A 24,380-nucleotide genomic window follows, 5' to 3' on the forward strand; every position below is an offset into this window, starting at 1 on the left:
GGCTGCGCGAGCTGGCCGCGCGCCCGCCGCGGTTCCTCGCGCCGCACCTGCGCGCCGCGGTCCGGCTCGGCGGCGCGCTCGCCCCCGCGCTGCCGGACGTCGTCGTGCCCGTCGCGCGACGCGTGCTGCGTCACCTGGTCGGCCACCTCGTGGTCGACGCGACCGACCGGCGCCTGGGCCCGGCCGTCGCGCGGCTGCGCCGTGACGGCGTGCGCCTCAACGTCAACCTGCTGGGCGAGGCCGTGCTCGGGCGCCGCGAGGCCGAGCGTCGCCTCGCGGGCACCCGGCGGCTGCTCGCGCGCGACGACGTCGACTACGTGTCCGTCAAGGTGTCGTCGGTCGTCGCGCCGCACGCGCCGTGGGCGTTCGACGCGGCCGTCGAGGACGTGGTCGCCCACCTGACGCCGCTGTTCGAGCAGGCCGCGTCGGCTCCGACGCCCCGGTTCGTCAACCTCGACATGGAGGAGTACAAGGACCTCGACCTCACGGTCGAGGTGTTCACGCGCCTGCTCGACCGCCCGTCGCTGCGCACGCTCGAGGCGGGGATCGTGCTGCAGGCGTACCTGCCGGACGCGCTGCCGGCGATGCAGCGGCTGCAGGACTGGGCCGCACGGCGCCGGGCCGCGGGCGGCGCCGGCATCAAGGTGCGGCTCGTCAAGGGCGCGAACCTGCCGATGGAGCGCGTCGAGGCCGAGGTGCACGGCTGGCCGCTGGCCACGTGGGGCAGCAAGCAGGAGACCGACGCGCACTACAAGCGCGTGCTCGACTGGGCGCTGACGCCCGAGCGGATCGCGAACGTCCGGCTGGGCGTCGCGGGCCACAACCTGTTCGACGTCGCGCACGCGTGGCTGCTCGCGGGCGAGCGCGGCGTGCGGCACGGCGTCGAGGTCGAGATGCTGCTGGGCATGGCGCCCGGCCAGGCCGAGGCCGTGCGCCGCGACGTCGGCGGGCTGCTGCTCTACACCCCGGTGGTCGCACCCCGGGAGTTCGACGTCGCGATCGCGTACCTCGTGCGGCGCCTCGAGGAGGGCGGGTCGGGCGAGAACTTCATGTCCGCGGTGTTCGACCTCGCCGACGACGACGCGCTGTTCGAGCGCGAGCGCGAGCGGTTCCTCGCGGCGCTGCGCGACGTCGACGCGCCCGCGCCCGAGCGCCACCGGGTCCCCGACCGGCACGCCGCGGTGCCGCCGTCGGCGCCCGGCGCGTTCACGAACACGCCCGACACGGACCCCGCGGTGCGCGAGCACCGCGCGTGGGTGCGCGACGTGCTCGCGCGCGTCCCCGGATCGACGCTCGGTGCCGCGGGGGCCGACGCGGCACGCGTCGACGACGCCGGCGTGCTCGACGCGCTGGTCCGTGACGCGCGCCGGGCCGGCGAGGCGTGGGGCGCGCGCCCGGCGGCCGAGCGCGCGGCCGTGCTGGACCGCGCGGCGGACGCGCTCGAGGCGCACCGCGGGGCGCTGCTCGAGGTCATGGCGGCCGAGGCCGGCAAGACCGTCGACCAGGGCGACCCCGAGGTCTCCGAGGCGGTCGACTTCGCGCACTGGTACGCCGAGCTCGCGCGCGGCCTCGACCGTGTCGACGGCGCGACGTTCGTGCCGGCGGCGCTCACGCTGGTCACGCCGCCGTGGAACTTCCCGGTCGCGATCCCGGCGGGGTCGACGCTCGCAGCGCTCGCCGCGGGCTCGGCGGTGCTGCTCAAGCCCGCCGGGCCGGCCGAGCGCTGCGGCGCGGTGCTCGCCGAGGCCCTGTGGGACGCGGGCGTCCCGCGGGACGTGCTGCGGCTGGTGCAGGTCGACGAGGACGCCCTGGGCCGCGCGCTCGTCGCGCACCCCGCCGTCGACCGCGTGGTGCTCACGGGCGCGTACGAGACCGCCGAGCTGTTCCGCTCGTTCCGCCCCGACCTGCCGCTGCTGGCCGAGACGAGCGGCAAGAACGCGATCGTCGTGACGCCGTCGGCGGACCTCGACCTCGCGGTGCGTGACGTCGTGGCCTCGGCGTTCGGGCACGCGGGGCAGAAGTGCTCGGCGGCGTCGCTCGTGGTGCTGGTGGGGTCGGTCGCGACGTCGCGCCGGTTCCGCTCGCAGCTGCTCGACGCGGTGTCGTCGCTGGCCGTCGGGCTGCCGCAGGACGCGCGCACGCAGGTCGGCCCCCTGATCGAGCCGGCCGCGGGCAAGCTGCTCACGGGCCTGACGACGCTCGAGCCGGGCCAGGCGTGGGCGCTCGCGCCGCGTCGCCTCGACGACGCGGGGCGGCTGTGGTCCCCGGGCGTCGTGACCGGGGTCGCACGCGGGTCGCGCACGCACCGGACCGAGTACTTCGGGCCCGTGCTGGGCGTCATGACCGCGGCGACGCTCGACGAGGCGATCGACCTCGTGAACGACGTGGACTACGGGCTCACCTCGGGACTGCACAGCCTGGACCCGGCGGAGATCGGCACGTGGCTCGCGCGCGTGCAGGCGGGCAACCTGTACGTGAACCGCGGCACCACGGGCGCGATCGTGCGGCGCCAGCCGTTCGGCGGGTGGAAGCGTTCGGCCGTCGGCCCCGGCACGAAGGCGGGCGGGCCCAGCTACCTCGCGGGCCTGGGCTCGTGGGCGTCGGCACCCGCGGCGGCGGAGGCGACCGTCACGTCGCCCGCGGTGCGGCGCCTGCTCGCGGCGGCGCGCGCCGACCTGCCGGCGTCCGACGCCGAGCGCGTCGAGCGGGCCGCGCGCAGCGACGCCGCCGCGTGGGCCGAGCTGTTCGCCGCGCGCGACGTGAGCGGGCTGGTGGCCGAGCGCAACGTGCTGCGGCACCTGGCCGTGCCGTCGCCCGTGCTGGTGCGCCGGTCCGACGACGCGCCCGTCGCGGACGTCGTGCGCGTCGTGGCCGCGGCCGCGGAGGCCGGCGCACCGGTCGTGGTGTCGGTGCCCACGGCGCTGCCCGCGCGGCTCGCGGCCGCGGTCGCGGAGGTCGGCGCCGTGCACGTCGAGGACGACGCCGCGTGGACCGCCCGGGTCGCACGCCTCGACGGCGGTCGCGTGCGCCTGGTCGGCGGTGCGGCGGCGGACGTCGCGGCGGCCACGGGCGGGCGCCCGGACGTCGCGGTGTGGGACCACCCGGTGACCGAGGCGGGGCGCGTCGAGCTGCTGCCGTTCCTGCGCGAGCAGGCGGTGAGCGTCACCGCGCACCGGTTCGGCACGCCGCACCCGCTGACGGACGACGTGCTGCCGGTCGTGCGCTGACGGGCCCCTCCCCGGGGCCCCGGCGGCGTCCCGCGAGGCCTCAGTCGCGGCTGAGCGGCGGGTGCAGGGTCGTGACGTCGCCGCGCCGGTACAGCGCCGCGGGGCGGCCGCGTCCCTCGGCGCGCGTGCGGCCGGTGTCGACGAGCAGGCCGGGCACGCCGGTGACCTTGCGGTGGAAGTTGCGCGGGTCGAGGGGCCGGCCCCACACGGCCTCGTAGACGCGCCGCAGCTCGGCGACCGTGAACTCGTCGGCGCAGAACGCGGCGGCGAGCGGGCTGTACTCGAGCTTGGCGCGCGCCCGCTCGACGCCGTCGGCGAGCACGCGCGCGTGGTCGAACGCGAGCGGGCGCGCGAGCGCGTCGTCGACGCGGACCCACGCGGCGCCGGCGGCGTCGCTCCCGGCGCGCGGCTCGGGCAGGTCGGGCGCGAGCGCGAGGTAGGCGACGGACACGACGCGCATGCGCGGGTCCCGGTCGGGGTCGCCGTAGGACGCGAGCTGCTCGAGGTGCCCGGGGACGTCGCGCACGCCGGTCTCCTCGGCGAGCTCGCGCGCGGCGGCGGCGTCGAGGCCCTCGTCGGGGCGCACGAAGCCGCCGGGCAGCGCCCACCGGCCGCGCCACGGGTCGGCGCCGCGCTCGACGAGCAGCACGTGCAGCGCGTCGTCGCGCAGCGTGAGGACGACGAGGTCGACGGTCACCGCGAACGGCGGGTAGTCGGCGGGGTCGTAGCGGGTCGCCATGCCGACACCTTATCTCGTCATGTTGACGAAAAACCACGGTCGTGTTTATCGTCATGTTGACGACAACACGAGGAGGAGACATGGCGACCATCACGCGCTACCCCGGGGTCCGGCACCTGCGCTCGACCCCCACGACCCACGTGCTCCAGCTGCGCCGCGGACGCGTGCGCCGCTCGGGCGTCGGGCTCGCGTTCTGGTTCCGGCCGCTCACCGCGGCGCTCTCGGAGGTCCCCGTCGACGACCGCGAGCTACCGCTGGTCGCGCACGCCCGCACCGCCGACCTGCAGGACGTCACGGCGCAGGTCACGGTGAGCTACCGCTTCGAGGACCCCGACCTCGTCGCGCAGCGCCTCGACTTCAGCGTCGACCCCGCGAGCGGCCGCTGGACCGGCAACCCGCTCGACCAGGTCGGGCGCCTGCTGGGCGAGCTCGCCGCGGGGCACGTCATGGACGCGCTCGCGGGTGCGACCCTGCGCGAGGCGGTCACGTCGGGTGCCGGCCCGCTGGGGCGCCGCGTCACCGCAGCCCTCGTCGCCGACGAGCGCGTCGCCGCGACCGGGCTGCGCGTGCTGGGCGCACGCGTCGGGTCGGTGCGTGCCGACGCCGACCTCGAGCGCGCGCTGCAGACCCCGGCGCGCGAGACCGCGCAGGCCGAGGCCGACCGCTCGACGTACGAGCGGCGCGCGCTGGCCGTCGAGCGCGAGCGTGCCATCGCCGAGAACGAGCTGAGCAACCGCATCGAGCTCGCGAGCCGTGAGCAGCAGCTCGTCGCGCAGGAGGGCACCAACGCCCGGGCGCGCGCCGACGAGGCCGCCGCGGCCGGGCTCATCGAGGCCCGCGGCCGCGCCGAGCGCCGCCACCTGCAGGCCACGTCGGACGCCGAGGCCACGCGTCTGCAGGGCGAGGCGGACGGCGCCGCCGAGCGCGCCCGCATGGCCGCGCTGGCCGAGGTGCCGCAGGGCGTGCTGCTCGCGGCCGCGCTGCGCGAGCTCGCGACGCACCTGCCGGAGATCGGGCAGGTCACCGTCACGCCCGACCTGCTCACGGGCGCGCTGGCGGCGCTCACGACCCGGCGGGGCGAGTGACGTGACGCTCGCACCGCGCGCGGTGGTCGTGCACCGCCGCTCGGAGCTCGACGAGCTCGTCGACCGGCACGGCACGCGCGGCCAGGTCGAGTTCTTCCTGCGCACGCGCGGGCGGGACCTGGCCGACGTGCAGGCGCGGCACGACGCGCTCGCCGACGCGCTGCGCACCGTGCGCGCGGCCGTCCCCGCGGACTGGCGGCGCGGGGACGTCGAGCGGGGCGACCTGCACCGGTTCGCGTTCGACCCCGACGACGTGTGCCTCGTGGTGGGACCCGACGGCCTGGTCGCCAACACCGCGAAGTACCTGCGCGACCAGCCGGTCGTGGGCGTCGACCCCGAGCCGGGGCGCAACGCGGGCGTCCTCGTGCGGCACCGCGCCGACCGGGTCGCGCACGTGCTGGGCGACGTCGTGCGCGGCACGGCCGTCGTCGAGGGACGTGCTCTCGTGCGCGCGACCCTCGACGACGGCTCGGCGCTCGACGCGCTCAACGACGTCTACGTCGGGCACGTCGGCCACCAGTCGGCGCGCTACCGGCTCGCCGCGCCCGAGGGCGTCGAGCGGCAGTCGTCGTCGGGCGTCGTCGTGACCACCGGCACCGGCGCGACGGGCTGGGCGACGTCGCTCGCGCGCGGCCGCACCGACGCTCCCCCGCTGCCCGGGCCCGGCGACGACGCGCTCGCGTGGTTCGTGCGCGAGGCGTGGCCGTCGCCGGCGACCGGCGCCGACCGCACGGCGGGCCTGCTGGCCGCGCGGCAGGAGCTCGCGCTCGTCGTCGAGTCCGACGCGCTCGTGGTGTTCGGCGACGGGCTCGAGGCCGACCGGCTCACCGCGACGTGGGGCCAGACCGTGCGCGTGGGCGTGTCCGACCGGCGGCTGCGGCTCGTCGCGCCATGACCGCGACGTCCGGCTGCCTCGGAGTGCGCGAGGGCGAGGTGCGTCAGCCCTGGTCGGCCTCGTCGCGCGCGACGAGGTACACGCGGCCCGACGCGTCGACGACGCGCTCGAACCCGCCGCGCAGCTCGCCCTCGCGCGCCCGCTCGTCCTCGGTCACCTCGCGGCCGGCCCGCCGCGGGTCGGTGACCTGCGCGGGGCCGAGCAGGTAGCGCGCGAGCCAGGCGGTCGCGTCGAACCGGGCCTTGCGCTGGGTCATGGCCGACTCCGTTCGTGCACTCATGGTCAGTGCACTCACTATCGCATGCCTAGGATGGGGCGCGTGACCACGCCCGCGCCCGCCGACCCGCTCGCGGTCGAGGCGCAGGTCTGCCTCGCGCTGTCGGCCGCCGCACGCAGCCTCGTCGGCTTCTACCGGCCGGTGCTCGAGCCGCTGGGCCTGACGCACCCCCAGTACCTCGCGATGCTCGCGCTCTGGCAGTACGCGCCGCTGTCCCTGCGCGACCTCGCCGACCACCTGCACCTCGAGCCCGCGACGACGTCCCCGCTGGTCCGCCGCCTGGAGACCCTCGGCCTCGTGACGCGCACGCGCGCCGAGGACGACGAGCGCGCGCTGCGCATCGACCTCACCGACGCCGGCCGGGACCTGCGCGCCCGCGCCGAGCAGGTGCCCGCGACGATGGTCGAGCGGCTCGGTCTCACGGTCGAGCAGATCGACGAGGTGCGGCGCGCGTCGCAGCTCGTGATCGACGCCTGCGAGCGCGTGCGCGACTGACCTCGCCCCACCCCCTGTCGGTGCACGGGCGATCGGGTGTTGCATGGCTCCCGTGACCCCGAGCGACGCACCGGGCACCGACCCGAGCGGCACCCCGGCCCTGACCCCCGGCTTCCACGGGCGCCCGCGCCCGTCGGGCGTCGCGCTGCCGCCGGGCCAGTACGAGGTCCACGACTTCCCGGTGCTGTCCGCCGGGCCGACGCCGAACGTCGACACCGCGCACTGGCAGCTCGAGGTGCGCACCGAGGACCACGCGACGTGGCGCTGGACGTGGGCCGAGCTCCTGGCGCTGCCGCAGGACGACGCGGTCGTCGACCTGCACTGCGTCACGCGGTGGTCGAAGTTCGGCACGCGCTGGCGCGGCGTGAGCCTCGACGTGCTGCTCGCCGACGTCCCGTCGGCCGCGCAGTACGCGCTGGTCGGCTGCTACGGCGGCTACACCACGAACCTGCCCGTGGCGGACCTGCTCGGCGGTCGCGCGTGGATCGCCCACACGTACGACGGGCGCCCGCTCGACCCGCTGCACGGCGGGCCCGCGCGGCTGCTGGTGCCGCACCTGTACCTGTGGAAGTCCGCCAAGTGGGTGCGGTCGATCACGCTGCTGCGCGACGACCAGCGCGGGTTCTGGGAGCGGTACGGCTACCACGACTACGGCGACCCGTGGCGCGAGCAGCGCTACCAGGGCGACTGAGCGCGCGATGACGACGTCCGACGTCCCCCGCCTCGGCGAGCGCTCCGCGGTCGCGCACGGCTGGCGCACCGCGACCCTGGTCGACGCGTGGCACGAGACGGCCACGGCACGCACGCTCGTGCTCGACGTGCCCACCTGGCCGGGCCTGCGCGCCGGGCAGCACGTCGACCTGCGCCTGACGGCCGCCGACGGGTACACCGCCACGCGCGCCTACTCCGCGAGCGCGCCCACCGACCCCGCGCACCCGACGCACGTGCAGGTCACGGTGCAGCGCGTCGCGGGCGGCGAGGTGTCGCCCTACCTCGTCGACGACTTCCCCGTCGGCGCCGGCATCGAGGTCCGCGGGCCGGTCGGCGGGTGGTTCGTGTGGGAGCCCGGCGCCGCGGGCGGCGCACCCGTGCTGCTGCTCGCGGGCGGGTCGGGCGTCACGCCGCTCGTCGCGATGGTGCGGGCGCGCCGCGCCGCGGGCGACCGCACGCCGTTCCGGGTCCTGTACTCGGTGCGCATGCCGACCGACGCGATGTTCCTCGACGACCTCACGGGCGCGCGCCTCGACGGCGTCGAGTCCGACGTGTGGTTCACGCGCGCCGCTCCCCCGGACGCGCCGCGCGCCGTCGGGCGCATCGGGCTGCGGGACGTCGCGCAGCACGGCTGGCCCGCCGACCTCGCACCCGTCTGCTACGTGTGCGGGCCGACGGCGTTCGTCGAGGCGATGACGCGCCTGCTGCTCGTGCTGGGGCACGAGGCGCGCGCGATCCGCGCCGAGCGGTTCGGGCCGTCGACGGACTGACGCGTGCCGCCCCGCGCCGCCGGGTGCCGGTGACCCTCGCGTAGGCTGCGGTGCGACCGGACCGGGAGGGGTGACGCACGTGCCACGCACCGACGCCGCGCGCGCACGCCACGCCCCGCGCACGCCCCGGACCCCGCTGACGGCCGTCGTCTCGGTCCGCCTCGGCGTCCTCGTGCCGGTGCTCGCCGGGCTGCTGCTCGCGCTCGGCACGTCGCTCGGCGACCCCGTCGCCCCACCGCTGCAGCTCGTGCTCGTCGCCGCCGTCGGCGCGACCGGCCTGGCCGTCGCGGGTGCGCTGCTCGTCCCGGTCGCCGCGGTCCTGCTCGGGGCGCTGCCCCGCACCGGACCCGCGCCGGCGTCCCACCCACGCGCGCCGCGCACGCCCGCGCGTCAGCAGGACCCGACGGCGGCTGGCCGGCCGCACCCCCGGGCACCGGGAGCGACGACGCTCCCGCGCGCCCTCCGGACCGCCTGACCCCTCCGGCACCGCCCTGACCGGGCGCGGCGCGCGGGACCTCGTCGTCCCGTCCCGCCGTCCTCGCTGGAGTCCGCCGTGCCCTTCCTCGTGCCCTTCGCCCTCCCCGTCGCCGTGCCCCTCGGCGCACCCGCCGCTGCGCCCGTCGCCATCCCCGTGGTGTCCACCCTCGTCCACCCGATCCGCGTCCTCGTCGAGCACGTGCTCGTGGCGTCCCACGACGTGCTCACCGACCTCGGTCTCGACCCCGTGGGCGCGGCGTGGTCGTTCGCGGTCGTCGTGCTGGTGGTCCTCGTCCGCGTCGTGCTGCTGCCGCTCGTGGTGCGGCAGGTGCGCGGCGCCCACGCCATGGCGCTCGTGCAGCCGCGGCTGCAGCAGGTGCAGGCGCGCTACCGCGGGCGCACCGACCCCGCGTCGCGCCGGGCGCTCGTCGCCGAGCAGCAGGCGCTGCTCGGCGAGGCCGGAGCGAGCCCGCTCGCGGGCTGCCTGCCCGCGCTCGCGCAGGCGCCCGTGCTGTACGCGCTGTACCTCACGCTCGCGGGCCTCGGGCACGACGGCGGCGTCGGACCCCTCACCGGTGCCCTCGCGCAGCAGGCCGGCGCCGCGACGCTGTGGGGCGCGCCCCTGGCCGGCACGCTGGGCGCCGCGGCGTCGACCGGCGCGCTCGTCGTCGGCATCGTCCTCGCGGTCGTGCTGTGCGGCGGGCAGGCGCTCGCGGGCTGGCTCGCGACGCGCAACCGGCCGCCGGTCGACCCGGAGGTGCCGATGGCCCGCCTGACCACGACGCTGCCCGTCGTGCTGCCGCTCGTCATGGCGGTCGCCGCGGTGCACGTGCCGCTGGGCGTGGTCCTGTACTGGGCGACGTCGGCGCTGTGGTCGGTCGGGCAGCAGCTCGTCGTCGACCGCGTGCTGCCGCACCCCGGGCGGGCGGGGCGGCGCGCGGGCCGGCGCGTCTGAGCGGGGTGCGCCGCGCGCCGGCCGGGACCCGGCTCAGTGCGCGGCGCGGCCCCGGCGCTTGTGCACCTGGTGCATGACGAGCACGACGACGGCGCCGACGACGAGCCCGATGATCGCCGACGCGACGGTCTCGACGAGCCACGCGAGCACCCCGCCGATACCGGCGACGCCGTGCACGGCGTCCTCGAGGTGGTGGACCACGTCGTACAGGCCGTCCCACCCGAGCTCGTGCACGCCGACCAGCAGGATGTGCCCGCCGACCCACAGCATCGCCGCGACGCCGACGGTCGAGAGCACGGTGAGGACCTTGGGCATCGCAGCGACCAGCCCGCGCCCGAACGCCGCGGTCGCGCCGTTGCGGGTCTGCGCGAGCCGAAGGCCGATGTCGTCCATCTTCACGATGAGCGCGACGACCCCGTAGACGAGGGCCGTGATACCGAGCGCGACGATCACGAGGATGATCGCGCGCGACACGATCGGCTGGTCGGCGACCTCGTTGAGCGCGATGACCATGATCTCGGCGGACAGGATGAAGTCGGTGCGGATCGCGCTCGACACCATGCGCCCCTCGGCCTCGGGGCCCTGCTCGGCGGCCGTGACCTCGGGCTTGGCGGCGTGGTGCCCGCTCACGGCCTCCCAGAGCTTCTCGGCGCCCTCGAACGCCAGGTACGTGCCGCCGACCATGAGGATCGGGGTCAGCAGCCACGGCACGAACTGGCTGAGCAGCAGCGCGGCCGGGAGGATGAACAGCAGCTTGTTGCGCAGCGAGCCGCGTGCGATCTTGGCGATGATCGGCAGCTCGCGCTGCGCCGTGACGCCCTGCACGTAGCGCGGCGTGACGGCGGTGTCGTCGATGACGACGCCCGCCGCCTTCGCGCTCGCGCGGCCGGCCGCCGCACCCACGTCGTCGACCGACGCGGCCGCGAGCTTCGCGAGCGCCGCGATGTCGTCCAGGAGCGCCGCCAGACCACCAGCCATGTGCCACCTTCTCCGTGCCCGGTGCCGCGCCTGTCGCGCGCCGAAGCACAGGGTAGGGCCGCGCGGGGCCCGGCCCCACCCGGCGACCGCGGCGCGTGCGGGCGGCGGTCCGCGGCGCGCGACCGCGCGGCGGCGACGGACCTCGGGGACACTCGCCGGGTGAGCGACACGTACCGGTACGACGTGGAGATCGTCCACCTGCTCGTGTCACCCGCGCACGCGTACTTCGGCCGCCCGCGCGACGGCGCCGCGCAGGTCCCGACCACCGACGCGGACCGTGTCGAGGTCGTGGCCGACAAGGGCGTCGTCGGCGACCGGTTCTACGGCAAGGCCGTGCACCTCGACGCGTCGATCACGCTGATCGCCGCCGAGGCGCTGGACGCCGTCGCCGCCGAGCTGGGCGTGCCGCCGTTCGACCCGCTGCTCGCGCGCCGCAACGTCGTGCTGCGCGGCGCCCACCTCACGCCGCTCGTCGGCCAGGAGGTCGTGCTCGAGTCCGGGGGCGACGCCGTCGCGCTGCGCGTCGGGCGCTTCGCGAACCCGTGCGCGTGGATGGACCGCGTGCTCGCGCCCGGCGCGCACCCGGCCCTGCGGGGCGGGCGCGGCGGCGTGCGCTGCCGTCCGCTGACCACCGGGCTCCTGCACCGGGGACCGGCCGTCCTCGTCAGCCCCGTCCCGCTCGACCCGGCCCGCGCGGGCGACGCGCTCCCCCGTCCGCGGCTCCCCTAAGAGGTGCCGTACCGATGCGCACCACCGATCTCGCTCGACGACTGGACACCGCGCACCGTCAGGGCCAGTAACGGACGGGATTCTGCCCAGGGTCGTGGTAAGCGCGACCGAGCAGCTCCGGCATGGGTGAGCCCAGCCGGAACTCGACCCGCCCCTCCTCGGTGCTGGGCTCGACGCCGTCGATCCGCCAGGCGCCCCTCACCGAGCGCTCGATCACGGCGACGAGCCCCACCGGCTTCTCCGCGCGCAGACGCTGCAACGACAGTCGCCACGCCTTCCGGGCCCGCTCACGAAGATCCTCAGGGCTGAGCTCGGCTGCCTGCGGAGGCAGCTTCACGACGATGAGCTTCTGATCGGCGGGCAGCGCCTCATCGGCGCCGGACGTCGGCGGCGAGGACGTCTCGGCCTGGGCGGCGACAGGGATGGCACCGATCTCGACCGCCTCCGCGATCCGCGCCACTACCTGATCGCTCGACGCATCGGGGCCGCCGACAACCTCGACATACGCGCGCGCAGCGTCGACGAGCGACGCAGCGACGAGCACGCTGTCGCCCTGCACCCGTGATCGCCCGTCGTCCGAGACCCGCACGGAGAGTTCGTCGTCGGGGTCGAGCGCGGCGAGTCGCTGACGAACCTCCGGCGGACACACTTCCCGCACGTCAGCAAGGAGGACGGCCGCGATCTCGGTCGTCCTCTGGGCCTCCTTGGTCCGCGGACCACCGAGGTGCACGACGCGCGCACGACCGAGGGCGCGCTGGCGAGGGTCGCTGGACGCCAGCATCTCGATTGCTGCGGCGACGCGCCGGTTCCGCTCCTGATCCCGGCTGGCGCGGTACACGAGCACCGACCCGAAGCCAGCGCCGACGAACGCGAGCAACGGCGACAACCACTGGTCCACCAGAACACCCCTTCCGACCAGGTCACTCTGGCAGGTCACGCCGCCCGGTGGGTCGCGTTCGCCCGACTCCTTCTCCGTCGATCCGTGCGCCTGGGTGATACCTCACGTCGCCACCGGGCCACCTCACTCTCGGCCCCGGGGTCGCCCGCGCTACTGTCCGCGCATGACCGATCAGCAGTCGCCCTACGCGTCGGGCCCGGCGGACCCGTCGGACCCGTCGCGCCAGCCGCCCGCGCAGGCGTACCCGCCGCCCGTGCCGGAGTACGGCTACGCCGAGCCCGCGGCCGGGCTGCCGGCCGCGCAGCCGGGCTACGCCGTGCCGCCGCCGGGTCAGCAGCCGTACGGGCAGCCGGGCTACGGGCAGCCGGGCTACCCGCCGCCGGGCTACGGCTACCCGGCGTACGGGCAGCCCGGGTACGGCGTCGACCCCGTGTCGGGGCAGCCGTGGTCGGAGAAGTCGCGCACCACGGCGGGGCTGCTGTCGCTGCTGCTGCCGCTCGTCGGCGTGTGCGGCGTCGGCCGGCTGTACGCGGGCAACATCGGGCTCGGCCTCGCGCAGCTCATCGGCCTGTACGTCGGGTTCGTGCTCACGTTCGTGGGCATCGGGTTCTTCATCGTCCCCGCGGTGTGGATCTGGTCGGTGGTCGACGGGATCGTCCTGCTCACCAACGGCGGCAAGGACGGCACGGGCCGCCCGTTGCGCTGAGGACGACGACGGGGCGGCCCGCCGCAGCGGACCGCCCCGTCGTCGTGCCGGCGGACGTCAGGCCGCGGGCTGGCAGACGTACTCGTAGACCTGCTCGCCGGACGGCGTGGCGTAGGTGTACTTGACCTTCGGGTCGACCGTGATGCCGCCGGCCTCCATGACGGGGAAGACCTGCGACTCGCAGCCGCTCTGCAGCATCGACTCGATGCTCGACAGACCCTCGCGCATCTGGTCGACCGTGGCACCGGCGACCGCGTCCTCGGAGTACGTGTACGAGTAGACAAGCGTGCTGGGCCCCTCCGAGGAGATCGCGATCTCGGAGTACATGCCGGGGAACGCGTCGTACAGCGCCGGGATCGACGACTGCGACTGCGCGACCATGTCCTCGAGCTTCGCCTGCTGCTCCGCGAGGTCCCCGCCGGCCGACTCCTGCGCCGTCTCGGCCGGGGTCGGCTCGCTCTGCGCCGACGTCGCGGCGGGCGTCGGCGTCGCGTCGGCGCCGGCGTCGTCGTCCGACGGGGACGAGCACGCGGCGACGCCGAGCGTGAGCGCGACGGCCAGCGCGAGCGAGCCGGTGGCGCGACGGAACGATGCGGTCATGAAGGCCTTCTCTCCTGCGGGGGCGACGGCATCCTGTGGGACACCTGTGAGAGGCATCGTGCCTGGTCGCGGCCTTGCCGACCACGGCTGGGCGGGTGAGATGCGGCAGACGCGACGAAGGTCACACGTCGCGTCCGACGCGTCTCGCGACGGTCAGGCCGGCAGCACGTACCGGTACACGAGCAGGTAGTGCAGCACCGCGGCGAGCACCACCAGCACGTGCCAGATCTCGTGGAACCCCAGCACGCCGGGCACGGGGTTGGGCCGCTCGACGACGAAGATGACGAACCCGACGCTGTAGAGCAGGCCGCCCGCGGCCATGAGCACGTACGCGCCCGCGGGCAGGGACACCCCGGAGCCGACCAGCAGCACCGGCATCCACCCGAGCGCGATGTACAGCGTGTTGGTGACGTACTTGGGCAGGTCCCGCACGAGCGAGCGCAGCACGATCCCGGCCACGGCCACCGCCCACACCGCGCCGAGCACGGTCCAGCCGTAGGGGGTGCGGAACAGCACGAGGACCAGCGGGGTCATGGTGCCCGCGATCAGCAGGAACACCGAGTCGTAGTCGAGCGTGCGCAGCACCTCGTTGACGCGCGGGCCGCGGTCGATGCCGTGGTGCAGCGTGCTCGCGACGAACAGCGTCAGCACCGACGCCCCGTACACGGCGACGCCGACGATCGTCCACGGGTCGCCCCCGAGGCTCGCCTGCACGACCAGCAGCGCGGCCCCGACGAGCGCGAAGCAGCTCGCGACGAGGTGCGTGACGGTGTTGATGCGCTCGTCCGTGACGTGCACGCTGCCGTCCCTGCTGCGCAGGTCCGACGTCTGGTCCGAGCCCGTGTCCACCGCCACCTTCTCCTGCGACGCGCCCTGCGGCCGTCCTGTCGACCGTGAGCCTACCGAGCGCCGCCGGGACCGACGGCGCGTGCGCCGTCGGGGTCTCCCGCAGCACCGCAGGCGACGTGCCAGAGCACGCACGACGAAGGCCCGGACCATACGGTCCGGGCCTTCGTCATCTTGTAGCGGGGGCAGGATTTGAACCTGCGACCTCTGGGTTATGAGCCCAGCGAGCTACCGAGCTGCTCCACCCCGCGTCGGCTCTGTAACTCTACGTCAGGGCCGCGGGGAGTCCAAATCGGTTCCGCCCGGATCGGCCGTGACGGCCGTCACGGCGCCCGCCGCCCCTTCGGCGGGCACCGCCGGCACCGCACCCGCCCGGGCCCGCGCGGCGCCCTGCGCGACGACCACGCCCAGCACCACGAGCACACCGCCGACCGGCTCGTACCAGTGCAGCCGCTCCCCCAGCACGAGGATGCCGAGCAGCACCCCGACCACGGGCGTGAGGTACGTGACGGTCGACGCGCGCTGCGCGCCCCACGCGACCACCACCCGGGTGTTCCAGACGTACGCCATGCCGGTGCCGAGCGCGCCGAGCGTGATCATCGCCAGCACGATCGGCCACGTGAGCGCGACCGGACCGGTCGCGATCACGGGCGCGGCGAGCAGCATGACGGCCGCGGCGACGACGACCTGCCCGGCGGCGACCGACTCGGCGGGCAGCCCGAGGGGCCGCACGAACCGGCGCAGGTACGTCATGCCCAGGCCGTAGCAGGCGGTCGCGCCGAGGCACGCGAGGACGGCGGGCAGCGGCGCCGCGAGCGCGCCGTCGCCGAGGTACGTCCACGGGCCGACGACGACCACCACCCCGAGCGCGCCGACGGCCAGGCCCAGACGCTGCCGGGCCGTCAGCCGCTCGGCCGGCAGCACCGCCGCGACCGCGAGCGACGTCATCAGGGGCGTCGTGGCGTTGAGGATGCTCGACAGCCCCGACGCGAGGTGCTGGCCCGCCCACGCGAACAGCTGGAACGGGATCACGCACAGCAGCACGCCCAGCACCCCCAGGTGCCACCACGCGCGGCGCCCGCGCGGCCACGGCCGACGCAGCACGAGCATGACGGCGACGAGCGTCACCGCGCCGAGCCACAGCCGCCCGGACGCGACCTGCGCGGGCGACATGCCGTCCAGGGCGACCTTCATGAACAGGAAGCTCGAGCCCCACACGAGGGCCGCACCCCCGTACTGCGCCGCCACGCGGCCGTCCGTCGTCATGCCGTGAGGATCCCCCGCGCCGCCCACATGAGTCGAACTCATCGACGTCATGCCCCGATAGGTTCTGCTCATGCCCACCCTCGCCCAGCTCCGCGTCCTGGTCGGCGTGTGCGACCACGCCTCCTTCACCGACGCCGCGGCGGCGCTGGGCGTGAGCCAGTCGGGCGTGTCGCACGCGATCGCGGCGCTCGAGAAGGAGGCCGGCGGGCGGCTCGTCGAGCGCGCCGCACCCGCGCGCCCCACGGGGCTCGGCGAGCGCCTGCTGCCGCACGCGCGCGCCGCGCTCGCGTCGGTCGACGCGTTCGTCGCCGAGAGCGCCGCGCGACGGCACGTCGGCACCGTGCGCCTCGCCGCGGTGCCCACGGTGTGCCAGGGCCTGCTGCCCGGGCTGCTGCAGCGCTGGTCGCGCGACCTGCCCGACGTGCGCGTCCAGGTCTTCGAGGGCGCCGACGACGAGCTGGTCCCGTGGCTCGAGCAGGGCACGGTCGACGCCGCGGTGCTCGTCGACCCCGCACCGGCACCACCCGGGTCGCGGCTCGTCGCGCGCGACGACTTCCGCGCGCTCGTGCGCGCCGACCACCCGCTCGCGACCGAGCCCGCGATCGACCTCGCCGAGCTGCACGAGGACGGGCTGCTCGTCTCGGCGGGCGGGTGCGAGCCCCAGGTCCGCCAGATGCACGCCGACGCGGGCCTGGAGTTCCGCGTCGCGCAGCGCGTCCACGAGCTCGCGACGATGATCCGGATGGTGGCCGAGGGCATCGGCGTCTCGGTCATGCCCGCGCTCGGCGGCACCATGCTGCCGCCCGAGCTGACCATGCGGCCGCTGCGCCCCGGGCTCGTGCGCGAGCTCGTGCTCTCGGGCCCGCAGCACCGCCCGTGGCACCCGCTGGTGCACGCGCTCGTCGCCGCCACCGACGACCGGCCCGTCGACGCGACGCACCGCTGACCCGACCCTCCGCCCGCGACGCTCCCCCGGAGGTTCGCGTCGCGCGGCCCCGTCCCGCCCTGGACGCGACGGAGCCCGGGACCGTGGGGTCCCGGGCTCCGTCGCGCGACGTCAGCAGACGTCAGGGGCGTCAGCCGCCGAGGCCACCCTCGGCGTCCACCGCGTCCTGGATGGCCTGGTCGAGCCTGGCCTGCGCCTCGCCGTAGGCGGCGAAGTCGCCGTCGGCCAGCGCGGCCTGGCTGTCGCGGATCGCCTGCTGCGCCCGGCTCAGCGCCTCGTCGAGCGCCGCGCGCGCGTCGGGGCTGGTCGTGCCGCCGCCGGCGGGCGGCGCGGGCGTCGCACCGTCGGTGGGCTCGGCCGTCGGCGTCGGCGTGGGCTGCACGGCCCCGTCCTCGCCGGTGTCCGGCGCCTCCGGGTCCACGCCCGTGCCCGGGTCCGGCGCGCCCGCGTCACCCGCGTCCGCGCCCGAGTCACCCCCGAACACCTGGTCGAGCGCGCCGTCGAGCGTCTCGGCGTAGCCGATCTCGTCGCCGAACGACACGAGCACGCGCTGCAGCAGCGGGTACGTCGTGCCCGCCGAGGCCTGCACGTACACCGGCTGGACGTACAGCAGACCACCGCCGACCGGCAGCGTCAGCAGGTTCCCGCGTCGCACGGTCGAGTCGCCGCGCGCCAGGATGTTCAGCTGCTCGGACACGGTCGGGTCGGCCGTGAAGTTCGCCGCCGCCTGGCCGGGACCGGGCACGGTCGAGTCGCGCGGCAGCTCGAGCAGCCGCATCTTGCCGTAGTCCTCCGCGACCTCGCCCGGGGTGTTGCCGGCCTCGGCGTCCACCGCGAGGTACCCGGTCAGCACGTTGCGGGCCGTCGAACCACCCGGGATGAACGTCGACATCAGCGAGAACCGCGCCTGGTCCTCGCCCGGCATCTGCAGCGTCAGGTAGTACGGCGGCTGCGGGACGTCCGAGTTGGTGACCGTCGGGTCGGCGGGGTTCTGCCAGAAGTCGTTGCCCGAGAAGAACTCGGCCGCGTTGGTCACGTGGTACTGCCCGAGCAGCGCGCGCTGCACCTTGAACAGGTCCTCGGGGTACCGGATGTGGCTCATCAGGTCGCCCGAGATCTCGGACATCGGCTTGAGCGTCGTCGGGAAGACCTCGGTCCAGGCCTGCAGGATCGGGTCCTCGGCGTCCCACGCGTACAGGTCGACCGACCCGTCGTAGGCGTCGACCGTCGCCTTCACCGAGTTGCGGATGTAGTTCACCTGCTTGGGCAGCAGCGCCTGCACGCTCGCGCTGCGCTCGGTGAGCGAGTCCGTCGTCGCGTCCTCGAGCGACCGGACGGCGGCGTACGGGTACTGGTCCGACGTCGTGTAGCCGTCGATGATCCACTTGACGCGGCCGTCGACCACCGCGGGGTACACGCGGCCGTCGAGGTCGAGGAACGGCGCGACCTTGGCCACGCGGTCGCGCGGGTTGCGGTCGTACAGGATCTGCGAGTGCTCGTTGACGCGCTCCGAGAACAGGATCTGCTCGTCACCGAACTTCAGCGCGTACAGCAGCTTCTGCCACAGGTTGCCGACCGACGGGCCGGCCGACACGTCCTGCGTCGGGAACCGGTACTGCACCGACCCCTGCCCGCCCTCGTCGTCCGGGTAGTCGAACTCCCAGCCGTTGCTGCTCTCGGGACCGCCGACGATCGAGTACGTCGGCGACTGCTGGCCGAAGTAGATGCGCGGCTCGTACTCGCCGAGCTGGCCCTGCGAGGGGATGCCGCCCTCCCAGAACGCCGGTGCGCCCCGCGCGCCGCGCGTGTTGCCGTACGCGGCGACGACGCCGAACCCGTGCGTGTACACCGTGGTGTCGTTGGTCCAGTTGCGCTGGCCCGCGTTGAGGCCGTTCTGGTCGAGCTCGCGCACGGCGATCACGGTGTCGCGGCTCTCGCCGTCGATCGTGTAGCGGTCCACCGCGAGCGAGTCCGGGAAGCTGTAGAAGCCACGGATCTGCTGCAGCTGCTTGAACGACGGCGACACGATGTTCGGGTCCAGCAGGCGGATCGACGCGGTCGTCTCGGCGTTCGCGCGCAGCGCGCCGGGCTCGGCCGTGACGTTCGCGTCGTATTCGCTGGTCTCGACGTCTTCGAGCCCGTACGCCGCGAGCGTCGCGTCGATGTTGCGCTGGATGTAGTCCGACTCGGCGTCCTGCTGGTTCGGCTGCACCTGGAACCGCTGGACGATCGCGGGGTACACGCCGCCGACGACGATCGCGGCGACCACCATGAGGCCCACGCCGATCGCGGGCAGGCGCCAGTTGCCGGAGAACGCGGTCGCGACGAACGCCGCGGCGACCACGATCGCGGCGACCGCGAGGATCGCGCGCGACGGGATCACGGCGTTGACGTCGGTGAAGCCCGCGCCCTGCCAGCGCTGCTCGCCCGTCTGCTGCTTGGTGAGGATCGAGTAGCGGTCCAGCCAGTAGTTCGCGGCGACGAGCAGCAGCACGAGCGCGCCGAGCACCGACAGGTGGACGCGCGCGGCGCGCGTCGTGCGCGGCGTGCCCTGACCGCCGCCGATGCGCAGGCCGCCGTACAGGTAGTGCGTCGCGAGCGCCGCGATGCCGGACAGCACCACGACGGCCATGAGGAACGACACGACGAAGCGCAGCCCGGGCAGCGTGAACAGGTAGAAGCCGAGGTCGATGCCCCACTGCGGGTCGACGGTGCCGACCTCGCCGCCGCGCATCCACAGCTGCACGGTGCTCCACTGCTGCGACGCCGCACCGCCCGCGAACAGGCCCAGCACGACCGGGCCGACGATCAGCACGAGCCGGCGCAGCGGCTCGATCGCCTCGCGGTACTGGTCGAGGTTCGCCTGCTCCTGCGTCGACGGCGCGTACACGGGGCGCGCGCGGTACGCGAAGCGCAGCGAGAACCCGACGCCTGCCGCCATGACGACGAAGCCGGCGACGAACAGCAGGCCGCGCGTCACCCACTCGGTGCGCAGCACCTCGAGGAAGCCGAGCTGCGAGAACCACATCACCTCGGTCCACACCTGCGCGAGGACGAGCAGCACGACGACGAGCGCGGCGAGCGTGACGAGGGTCGGGACCAGCGGGCCGCGCCGGCGCGGCGTGGCGGGTCGGGGGCGGGGCGGGGAGGCGAAGGTCACGGCGTGGCGGTCCTCGTCGTCGGTCGGCGGTGCGGGTGGGCTCTCGGGCGGGCGTGAGCGCCCACCGTGGCAACGGGCCCGGCGCGTCCCAGGTTCCCACACGGTGCGACGATGGTCGCGTGAGCACGCCTTCGACTCCCCCCGAGCCCGCCAGCAGCCCCGAGGACCGCGCGACCCGCGCGCTCGCCGACGCGGTGCGCGAGATCGAGCACCACGTCGCCGCCGCGGGCTGGGACGCCCCCGTGCGCGTGTTCGCGCTCGTGCGCACGCAGGCCGCGCTGGCCGCCGAGCCCGGGCTCGCCGAGCAGCTCGCCCCCGAGGTGCTCGAGGCCGCGCGGGCCGACGACCAGCACCTCACGTCGGTCGAGCAGGAGGGCGTCCCCGCCGCCGAGGACCTCGAGCGCCTGCTCGGGGGGCTGTCGTGGCCCGCGACGGTGGACGGTGCGGCCGTCACGGTCGAGCGCGTCGTGCTGCCCCCGGGCGCGGAGGAGGACCTGCCGTCCGACCCCGACGCGGCCCTCGCGGCGCTCCTGGCGCACCCGCAGCGCCAGGACGTGCGCCTCGCGGTCGGCGTGCTGCGCGGCGGTCCCGCGTGGTGCGCGGTGCGCACGCGCGCGCACGACGCGGACGACGCCGTCGGTCAGGGACCCGACCTCGTCCCCGGGCTGGTCGAGGCCGTGCGCGCCACGCTGCTGTAGCGGGCGCTGCCGGCGGGCCCCGGCGGTCCGGGGCGTCAGCCCGCGGCGGCCGCGGTGCAGGTCGGGAGGTCGTCGGCCGCCCCCGCGCCGATCGCGACCACCGCCTCGCGCGCCTCGTGCAGCGTCGCGACCCGCACGACCCGCAGGCCGTCGGGCACGTGGCCGACGACCTCGTCGCAGTTGGCGGCGGGCGCGAGGAACCACGTCGCGCCGTCGCGCGCGGCCCCCGCGAGCTTCTGCCGGATGCCGCCGATCGGGCCGACCGCGCCCGTGACGTCCATGGTGCCGGTCCCGGCGATGTCCTGGCCGTTCGCCTCGTCCTCGGGCGTCAGCAGGTCGACGATCCCGAGCGCGAACATCGTGCCGGCGCTCGGGCCACCGATCCCCTCGATGTTGATCTCGACGTCGACGGGCAGGTCGAACGACGGGTCGATGTAGACGCCGATCTGCGCTCCCCCGTCCTCGCGCTCGCCCGTGACGACCGGCACGTCCACGGCGGCGCCGTGCCGGGTGACCGTCAGCGTGACGGTCGTGCCCGGCTCGAGGTCGGCGAGCCGCTCGACGAGGGTCTGGTAGTCGGGCAGCGGCCGGCCGTCCAGCGCGGTGATGACGTCGCCCTCCTCGAGGCGCCCCTCGGCGTCGGTGCCCTCGACGGTGCCCGCGACCACGAGCGTGGCCGGGACCTCGTAGCCCAGCTCGGCGAGCGCCGCGACGGTCGCGTTCTCCTGCGACGAGACCATCGCTCCCGCGTTCGACTCGTCGATCTGCTCGCGCGTCGCGTCCTGCGGGTACACGGCCTCGACCGGCTGCACGACCGAGGACGGCGAGAACCAGCCCTGCAGCACGTTCGCGAGGTACGTCGGGAAGCCCGGGCCGCCCGTGCCCGAGATGGTCGTCAGGCGCAGCTCGCCGCTCGACGGGTAGGTCTCGGCGCCCGTGACCTGGATCAGCGGCTCGCCGTCGACCTCGCCCAGCACGTCGCGCGTCGGCCCCGGGCTGTTCACGGCGTAGGGCGCCGGGACGACCGCGAGCACGCCGGCGAGGACCGCGGACACCAGCATCCCGAACGACAGCACGAGCGCGCGCGGCGTCGTCGCGAGGCGCGCGACGGCGTCCGCGGCGTGGTCCGCGGTGCCGCCCGTCCCGGGGGCGACGGCGTCCTGCGACGCGCCGGAGGGGTCGGGCGTGGGCTCGTGGTCTCGCACGGGACCGATCATCCACCACCCCGCCGTGCGTGCCGCGCGGACGACGGGGCGGCGCGTGTGCGCCGTCAGCGAACCCGACCCCCCGACGGCGCCCTCGCACAGGCCACGCGGTTACCGTGAGATCTCCCCGGCAGCGCCAGGAGGCACGCATGAGCCCCGACGTCCCTTCCACCGACGGCCCCGACGGCGCCGGCCCCCAGCAGTGGGAGCAGATGCTCCGCGCGATGCTCGGACCCGCGGCCGACGACGCGATCCGCGAGATGCGCGAGCTCGGCGTCGACCCCGCCGCGATGGCCGCGGCCTCGGGCCTGCCCACCGACCCGGCCGCGCTGCAGCAGGCGATGGCCCAGGTCCAGCGCATGCTCGCCGCCTCGGGCGACCAACCCGTGAACTGGCAGATGGCCCACGACCTGGCGCGTCAGCAGGCCGCGCTCGGCGGTGACCCGTCGCTGTCGCCCGGGCGCGTCAAGGACGTGCGCGACGCGCTGTCGGTGGCCGAGCTGTGGCTCGACGCCGCGACCGAGCTGCCGCCGTCGACCGGTGCCACGCACGCCTGGAGCCGCGCCGAGTGGGTCGAGGCGACCCTGCCGACGTGGCGCGTGCTGACCGAGCCGGTCGCGACGTCGCTGTCGACCGCGCTCGCCGGTGCGCTCGGCCCCGCGTTCGGCGAGCTCTGCGGCGCGCTCCCCGGCGGGCTGCCCGGCGGTGCGGCGGCCGACCCGTCGCAGCTGCTGCGCGGCATCGGCTCGGCCGTGTTCGGGCTGCAGGTCGGCCAGGCCGCCGGGACCCTCGCGCGCGAGGCGTTCGGCACGACCGACATCGGCCTGCCGCTGCTCGAGCGACCCGCGCCCGCGCTCGTCGCGGCCAACGTCGACGCGTTCGCCGAGGGGCTGGACACCCCCCTGGAGGAGGTGCGCCTGTACCTGGCGCTGCGGGAGGCCGCCGCGAGCCGGCTGTTCGCGCACGTGCCGTGGCTGCGCGCGCACCTGCTGGACGCCGTCGCGGAGTACGCACGGGGCATCACGATCGACGTCGAGCAGCTCGAGGACGCCGTGCGGTCGATCGACCCGACCGACCCGAGCGCGCTGCAGGCGGCCCTCTCGGGCGGCGTGTTCGCACCGCAGACGACGCCCGCGCAGCAGGCCGCGCTGGCACGCCTCGAGACCGCGCTCGCGCTCGTCGAGGGCTGGGTCGACGAGGTCGCCACCGCGTCCGCGACGCCCCACCTGCCGCACGCCGTGCCGCTGCGGGAGATGGTGCGGCGGCGCCGGGCCGCCGGCGGTCCGGCGGAGCAGGCGTTCGCGAGCCTCGTCGGGCTCGAGCTGCGCCCGCGGCGCCTGCGCGACGCGGCGACGGTGTGGGCGCACCTCGCGGCGACGCGCGGGATCGACGGGCGCGACGCGGTCTGGGCGCACCCCGACCTGGTCCCGACGTCGGAGGACCTCGACGACCCGGCGGGCTACGACGCGCGCCGGCAGGCCGCCGTCGACGAGTCCGCCGACCTCGACCGTGCGCTCGCGCAGATCCTCGACGACGCGGACGGCGCGTCGGGCGACGCGCCGGAGGACCGCCCCGCGGGCTGACGGCCCACGGCGGCGGGCGACGGCGGGTCGGCGACCCGCCGCCCGCCGCACGGGCCGGACGGCCTGGTCAGGCGTCGGGCCCCGCGCCGACCTCGTCCGTCACGGCCGGGTCGTCCGACGGCTCGTCGTCGCCGTCGTCGCGCGGCCCGTCGGCGCCGTCGCGCGCGAACGCGCACCCCTCGAGGAAGCCCCGTGCGCGCTGCGTGTGCGGGTACGCCTCGAGCTCGGCCCAGAACGCCTCGCCGTGCCCCGGCTGCAGCAGGTGGGTGAGCTCGTGCAGCAGCACGTAGTCGAGCACCCACCGCGGCATGCCCCGCACGCGGTCGGAGATCCGGATGGTGCCCTCGGACGGCGTGCACGAGCCCCAGCGCCGGCCCTGGTTGGTCGACCACCGCACGCTCGTCGGCACCGCCCGCCCGCCCAGGTACCGGCGGGACAGCTCGGTCGCGCGCGCCGCGAGCTGCGCGTCGGACGGGCGGCGGCGGCGCTCCTGCGCCGCGAGCCGTTCGACCATCCGCCCGACCCACTCACGCTCCTGCGCGCGCGTGAAGCGCGCCGGGATGGCGACGACCGTGCGACCGTCCTCACGCCACGCGCTCACCGTACGCGAGCGGCGGCGCGACCGCCGGACCTCGACGAGCGGACCGCCCGTGGCGGCGTCGGGAGCCGCGGGCGGCGCGGCGTCACGGCGCGCTCGCGCGCGCGGCGTCGCCTCGCGCGAAGTCGGCACCCCCGCACGCTAGCGCGCCGCACCCCGCGACGGGGCCCGACTCCCCGGTTCACCCGCGCGCGCGTGCGCGGCGCACCCCGACACGCACGTGCACGGCGGGGGCGACCACTACTGTGTGACCGCACGGCGGCCGATCACGGTCCCTGCCCCGGGCGCGATGCCACCGCCCGGTGACGAGCACGAGGAGGGACCACATGGCCGACACCTGGGCAGGCGAGTTCTACTGCGTGAAGTGCAAGGAGAAGCGCGAGACCGAGGGCGAGGTCGTCGTCTCGGAGTCGGGGCGCCGCATGGCCAAGGCCACGTGCCCCGTCTGCGGCACCAAGCTGAACCGGATCCTCGGCAAGGCCTGACGCACCGACGCACGCGCCGCGGCACGTCCGTGGCGGCACGAGGGCACCGTC

Annotated in this window: 24 protein-coding genes and 1 tRNA gene; 14 read left to right on the forward strand and 11 right to left on the reverse strand. The window is 75.8% G+C overall.

What is annotated here, in order from left to right:
* The coding region (locus CS2_RS10565; RefSeq protein WP_070319962.1) for a bifunctional proline dehydrogenase/L-glutamate gamma-semialdehyde dehydrogenase at positions 1 to 3,227 on the forward strand (3,227 nt) is incomplete at its 5' end.
* Positions 3,228 to 3,267: 40 nt separating this feature from the next.
* Here CS2_RS10565 and CS2_RS10570 read toward each other — a convergent pair.
* Positions 3,268 to 3,966 (reverse strand): NUDIX hydrolase, encoded by a 699-nt coding sequence (locus CS2_RS10570; protein ID WP_070319963.1) that lies wholly within the window; start codon positions 3,964 to 3,966, stop codon positions 3,268 to 3,270.
* A gap of 80 nt (positions 3,967 to 4,046) precedes the next feature.
* On the opposite strand from CS2_RS10570, the gene CS2_RS10575 reads away from it, so the two are divergent.
* Positions 4,047 to 5,051, forward strand: coding sequence for an SPFH domain-containing protein (locus tag CS2_RS10575; RefSeq protein ID WP_070319964.1), 1,005 nt, complete (start codon positions 4,047 to 4,049; stop codon positions 5,049 to 5,051).
* Between the two features lies 1 nt (position 5,052).
* Positions 5,053 to 5,946, forward strand: coding sequence for an NAD(+)/NADH kinase (locus CS2_RS10580; RefSeq protein WP_046528833.1), 894 nt, complete (start codon positions 5,053 to 5,055; stop codon positions 5,944 to 5,946).
* A 43-nt stretch (positions 5,947 to 5,989) separates the two neighbouring features.
* Here CS2_RS10580 and CS2_RS10585 read toward each other — a convergent pair whose 3' ends face one another.
* The gene (locus CS2_RS10585; RefSeq protein ID WP_070319965.1) at positions 5,990 to 6,202 is read right to left on the reverse strand and encodes a hypothetical protein; all 213 of its coding nucleotides are present in this window, start codon (positions 6,200 to 6,202) and stop codon (positions 5,990 to 5,992) included.
* 63 nt (positions 6,203 to 6,265) lie between these two features.
* Here CS2_RS10585 and CS2_RS10590 point away from each other — a divergent pair, with 63 nt between their 5' ends.
* The 5 genes from CS2_RS10590 to yidC all read left to right on the forward strand — a co-directional run bounded on the left by CS2_RS10590 (position 6,266) and on the right by yidC (position 9,631).
* Positions 6,266 to 6,718, forward strand: a complete 453-nt coding sequence (locus tag CS2_RS10590) for a MarR family winged helix-turn-helix transcriptional regulator (RefSeq protein ID WP_233421147.1) — start codon at positions 6,266 to 6,268, stop codon at positions 6,716 to 6,718.
* Positions 6,719 to 6,761: 43 nt separating this feature from the next.
* The gene (locus tag CS2_RS10595; RefSeq protein ID WP_062101466.1) at positions 6,762 to 7,409 is read left to right on the forward strand and encodes a sulfite oxidase-like oxidoreductase; all 648 of its coding nucleotides are present in this window, start codon (positions 6,762 to 6,764) and stop codon (positions 7,407 to 7,409) included.
* Between the two features lie 7 nt (positions 7,410 to 7,416).
* A complete protein-coding gene (locus CS2_RS10600; RefSeq protein WP_070319967.1) occupies positions 7,417 to 8,199 on the forward strand; it encodes an FAD-binding oxidoreductase in 783 nt (260 codons plus the stop codon).
* A 79-nt stretch (positions 8,200 to 8,278) separates the two neighbouring features.
* Positions 8,279 to 8,674, forward strand: coding sequence for a hypothetical protein (locus CS2_RS10605; protein WP_217997382.1), 396 nt, complete (start codon positions 8,279 to 8,281; stop codon positions 8,672 to 8,674).
* Between the two features lie 78 nt (positions 8,675 to 8,752).
* Positions 8,753 to 9,631, forward strand: coding sequence for a membrane protein insertase YidC (gene yidC, locus CS2_RS10610; protein ID WP_070319969.1), 879 nt, complete (start codon positions 8,753 to 8,755; stop codon positions 9,629 to 9,631).
* Positions 9,632 to 9,664: 33 nt separating this feature from the next.
* On the opposite strand, the gene CS2_RS10615 is transcribed toward yidC, so the two are convergent.
* The gene (locus CS2_RS10615) at positions 9,665 to 10,609 is read right to left on the reverse strand and encodes a DUF808 domain-containing protein (protein WP_070319970.1); all 945 of its coding nucleotides are present in this window, start codon (positions 10,607 to 10,609) and stop codon (positions 9,665 to 9,667) included.
* Between the two features lie 159 nt (positions 10,610 to 10,768).
* On the opposite strand from CS2_RS10615, the gene CS2_RS10620 reads away from it, so the two are divergent.
* Positions 10,769 to 11,338 carry an MOSC domain-containing protein gene (locus tag CS2_RS10620; protein ID WP_070319971.1) on the forward strand — a complete coding sequence of 190 codons (570 nt, stop codon included), beginning with the start codon at positions 10,769 to 10,771 and terminating at the stop codon, positions 11,336 to 11,338.
* Between the two features lie 58 nt (positions 11,339 to 11,396).
* Here CS2_RS10620 and CS2_RS10625 read toward each other — a convergent pair whose 3' ends face one another.
* Positions 11,397 to 12,236 carry a hypothetical protein gene (locus tag CS2_RS10625; RefSeq protein WP_156442092.1) on the reverse strand — a complete coding sequence of 280 codons (840 nt, stop codon included), beginning with the start codon at positions 12,234 to 12,236 and terminating at the stop codon, positions 11,397 to 11,399.
* 163 nt (positions 12,237 to 12,399) lie between these two features.
* Between CS2_RS10625 and CS2_RS10630 the strand changes: the two genes are divergently transcribed.
* The gene (locus CS2_RS10630) at positions 12,400 to 12,942 is read left to right on the forward strand and encodes a hypothetical protein (RefSeq protein WP_070319973.1); all 543 of its coding nucleotides are present in this window, start codon (positions 12,400 to 12,402) and stop codon (positions 12,940 to 12,942) included.
* 57 nt (positions 12,943 to 12,999) lie between these two features.
* On the opposite strand, the gene CS2_RS10635 is transcribed toward CS2_RS10630, so the two are convergent.
* The 4 genes from CS2_RS10635 to CS2_RS10650 form a co-directional block, all read right to left on the reverse strand.
* The gene (locus tag CS2_RS10635; protein ID WP_070319974.1) at positions 13,000 to 13,542 is read right to left on the reverse strand and encodes a DUF4854 domain-containing protein; all 543 of its coding nucleotides are present in this window, start codon (positions 13,540 to 13,542) and stop codon (positions 13,000 to 13,002) included.
* Between the two features lie 153 nt (positions 13,543 to 13,695).
* The gene (gene trhA, locus CS2_RS10640; RefSeq protein WP_070319984.1) at positions 13,696 to 14,391 is read right to left on the reverse strand and encodes a PAQR family membrane homeostasis protein TrhA; all 696 of its coding nucleotides are present in this window, start codon (positions 14,389 to 14,391) and stop codon (positions 13,696 to 13,698) included.
* Positions 14,392 to 14,565: 174 nt separating this feature from the next.
* Positions 14,566 to 14,639 (reverse strand) — tRNA-Met (locus CS2_RS10645).
* Positions 14,640 to 14,658: 19 nt separating this feature from the next.
* Entirely contained in the window at positions 14,659 to 15,654 is a 996-nt protein-coding gene (locus tag CS2_RS10650; RefSeq protein ID WP_070319975.1) for a DMT family transporter, read from the reverse strand.
* A 70-nt stretch (positions 15,655 to 15,724) separates the two neighbouring features.
* On the opposite strand from CS2_RS10650, the gene CS2_RS10655 reads away from it, so the two are divergent.
* Entirely contained in the window at positions 15,725 to 16,600 is an 876-nt protein-coding gene (locus CS2_RS10655; RefSeq protein WP_070319976.1) for a LysR family transcriptional regulator, read from the forward strand.
* A gap of 130 nt (positions 16,601 to 16,730) precedes the next feature.
* Here the strand turns inward: CS2_RS10655 and CS2_RS10660 are convergent, their stop codons facing one another.
* Positions 16,731 to 19,760 carry a UPF0182 family membrane protein gene (locus tag CS2_RS10660; RefSeq protein WP_070319977.1) on the reverse strand — a complete coding sequence of 1,010 codons (3,030 nt, stop codon included), beginning with the start codon at positions 19,758 to 19,760 and terminating at the stop codon, positions 16,731 to 16,733.
* Between the two features lie 119 nt (positions 19,761 to 19,879).
* On the opposite strand from CS2_RS10660, the gene CS2_RS10665 reads away from it, so the two are divergent.
* The gene (locus CS2_RS10665; RefSeq protein WP_070319978.1) at positions 19,880 to 20,458 is read left to right on the forward strand and encodes a PPA1309 family protein; all 579 of its coding nucleotides are present in this window, start codon (positions 19,880 to 19,882) and stop codon (positions 20,456 to 20,458) included.
* Between the two features lie 35 nt (positions 20,459 to 20,493).
* Here the strand turns inward: CS2_RS10665 and CS2_RS10670 are convergent, their stop codons facing one another.
* A complete protein-coding gene (locus CS2_RS10670; protein WP_233421148.1) occupies positions 20,494 to 21,663 on the reverse strand; it encodes a YlbL family protein in 1,170 nt (389 codons plus the stop codon).
* A gap of 149 nt (positions 21,664 to 21,812) precedes the next feature.
* Here CS2_RS10670 and CS2_RS10675 point away from each other — a divergent pair, with 149 nt between their 5' ends.
* Entirely contained in the window at positions 21,813 to 23,246 is a 1,434-nt protein-coding gene (locus CS2_RS10675; protein WP_070319980.1) for a zinc-dependent metalloprotease, read from the forward strand.
* Between the two features lie 67 nt (positions 23,247 to 23,313).
* Here CS2_RS10675 and CS2_RS10680 read toward each other — a convergent pair whose 3' ends face one another.
* Positions 23,314 to 23,976, reverse strand: coding sequence for a M48 metallopeptidase family protein (locus tag CS2_RS10680; RefSeq protein ID WP_082740088.1), 663 nt, complete (start codon positions 23,974 to 23,976; stop codon positions 23,314 to 23,316).
* Between the two features lie 194 nt (positions 23,977 to 24,170).
* On the opposite strand from CS2_RS10680, the gene CS2_RS19055 reads away from it, so the two are divergent.
* Positions 24,171 to 24,329, forward strand: coding sequence for a DUF5679 domain-containing protein (locus CS2_RS19055; RefSeq protein ID WP_087509199.1), 159 nt, complete (start codon positions 24,171 to 24,173; stop codon positions 24,327 to 24,329).
* The last annotated feature ends 51 nt before the right edge of the window (positions 24,330 to 24,380 follow it).

Origin of the sequence: Cellulomonas iranensis NBRC 101100 = JCM 18110, from assembly GCF_001552375.1 — a bacterium.
Taxonomy (GTDB): domain Bacteria; phylum Actinomycetota; class Actinomycetes; order Actinomycetales; family Cellulomonadaceae; genus Cellulomonas; species Cellulomonas iranensis.

What these genes read in the sequence shown, in the direction of transcription:
- CS2_RS10600 (WP_070319967.1), top strand. Translation starts at nt 7,417, where the DNA reads ATGACGACGTCCGACGTCCCCCGCCTCGGCGAGCGCTCCGCGGTCGCG.
- CS2_RS10635 (WP_070319974.1), bottom strand. Translation starts at nt 13,542, where the DNA reads ATGACCGCATCGTTCCGTCGCGCCACCGGCTCGCTCGCGCTGGCCGTC.
- CS2_RS10595 (WP_062101466.1), top strand. Translation starts at nt 6,762, where the DNA reads ATGGCTCCCGTGACCCCGAGCGACGCACCGGGCACCGACCCGAGCGGC.
- CS2_RS10575 (WP_070319964.1), top strand. Translation starts at nt 4,047, where the DNA reads ATGGCGACCATCACGCGCTACCCCGGGGTCCGGCACCTGCGCTCGACC.
- CS2_RS19055 (WP_087509199.1), top strand. Translation starts at nt 24,171, where the DNA reads ATGGCCGACACCTGGGCAGGCGAGTTCTACTGCGTGAAGTGCAAGGAG.
- CS2_RS10675 (WP_070319980.1), top strand. Translation starts at nt 21,813, where the DNA reads ATGAGCCCCGACGTCCCTTCCACCGACGGCCCCGACGGCGCCGGCCCC.
- CS2_RS10655 (WP_070319976.1), top strand. Translation starts at nt 15,725, where the DNA reads ATGCCCACCCTCGCCCAGCTCCGCGTCCTGGTCGGCGTGTGCGACCAC.
- CS2_RS10570 (WP_070319963.1), bottom strand. Translation starts at nt 3,966, where the DNA reads ATGGCGACCCGCTACGACCCCGCCGACTACCCGCCGTTCGCGGTGACC.
- CS2_RS10650 (WP_070319975.1), bottom strand. Translation starts at nt 15,654, where the DNA reads ATGACGACGGACGGCCGCGTGGCGGCGCAGTACGGGGGTGCGGCCCTC.
- CS2_RS10630 (WP_070319973.1), top strand. Translation starts at nt 12,400, where the DNA reads ATGACCGATCAGCAGTCGCCCTACGCGTCGGGCCCGGCGGACCCGTCG.
- CS2_RS10615 (WP_070319970.1), bottom strand. Translation starts at nt 10,609, where the DNA reads ATGGCTGGTGGTCTGGCGGCGCTCCTGGACGACATCGCGGCGCTCGCG.
- CS2_RS10585 (WP_070319965.1), bottom strand. Translation starts at nt 6,202, where the DNA reads ATGACCCAGCGCAAGGCCCGGTTCGACGCGACCGCCTGGCTCGCGCGC.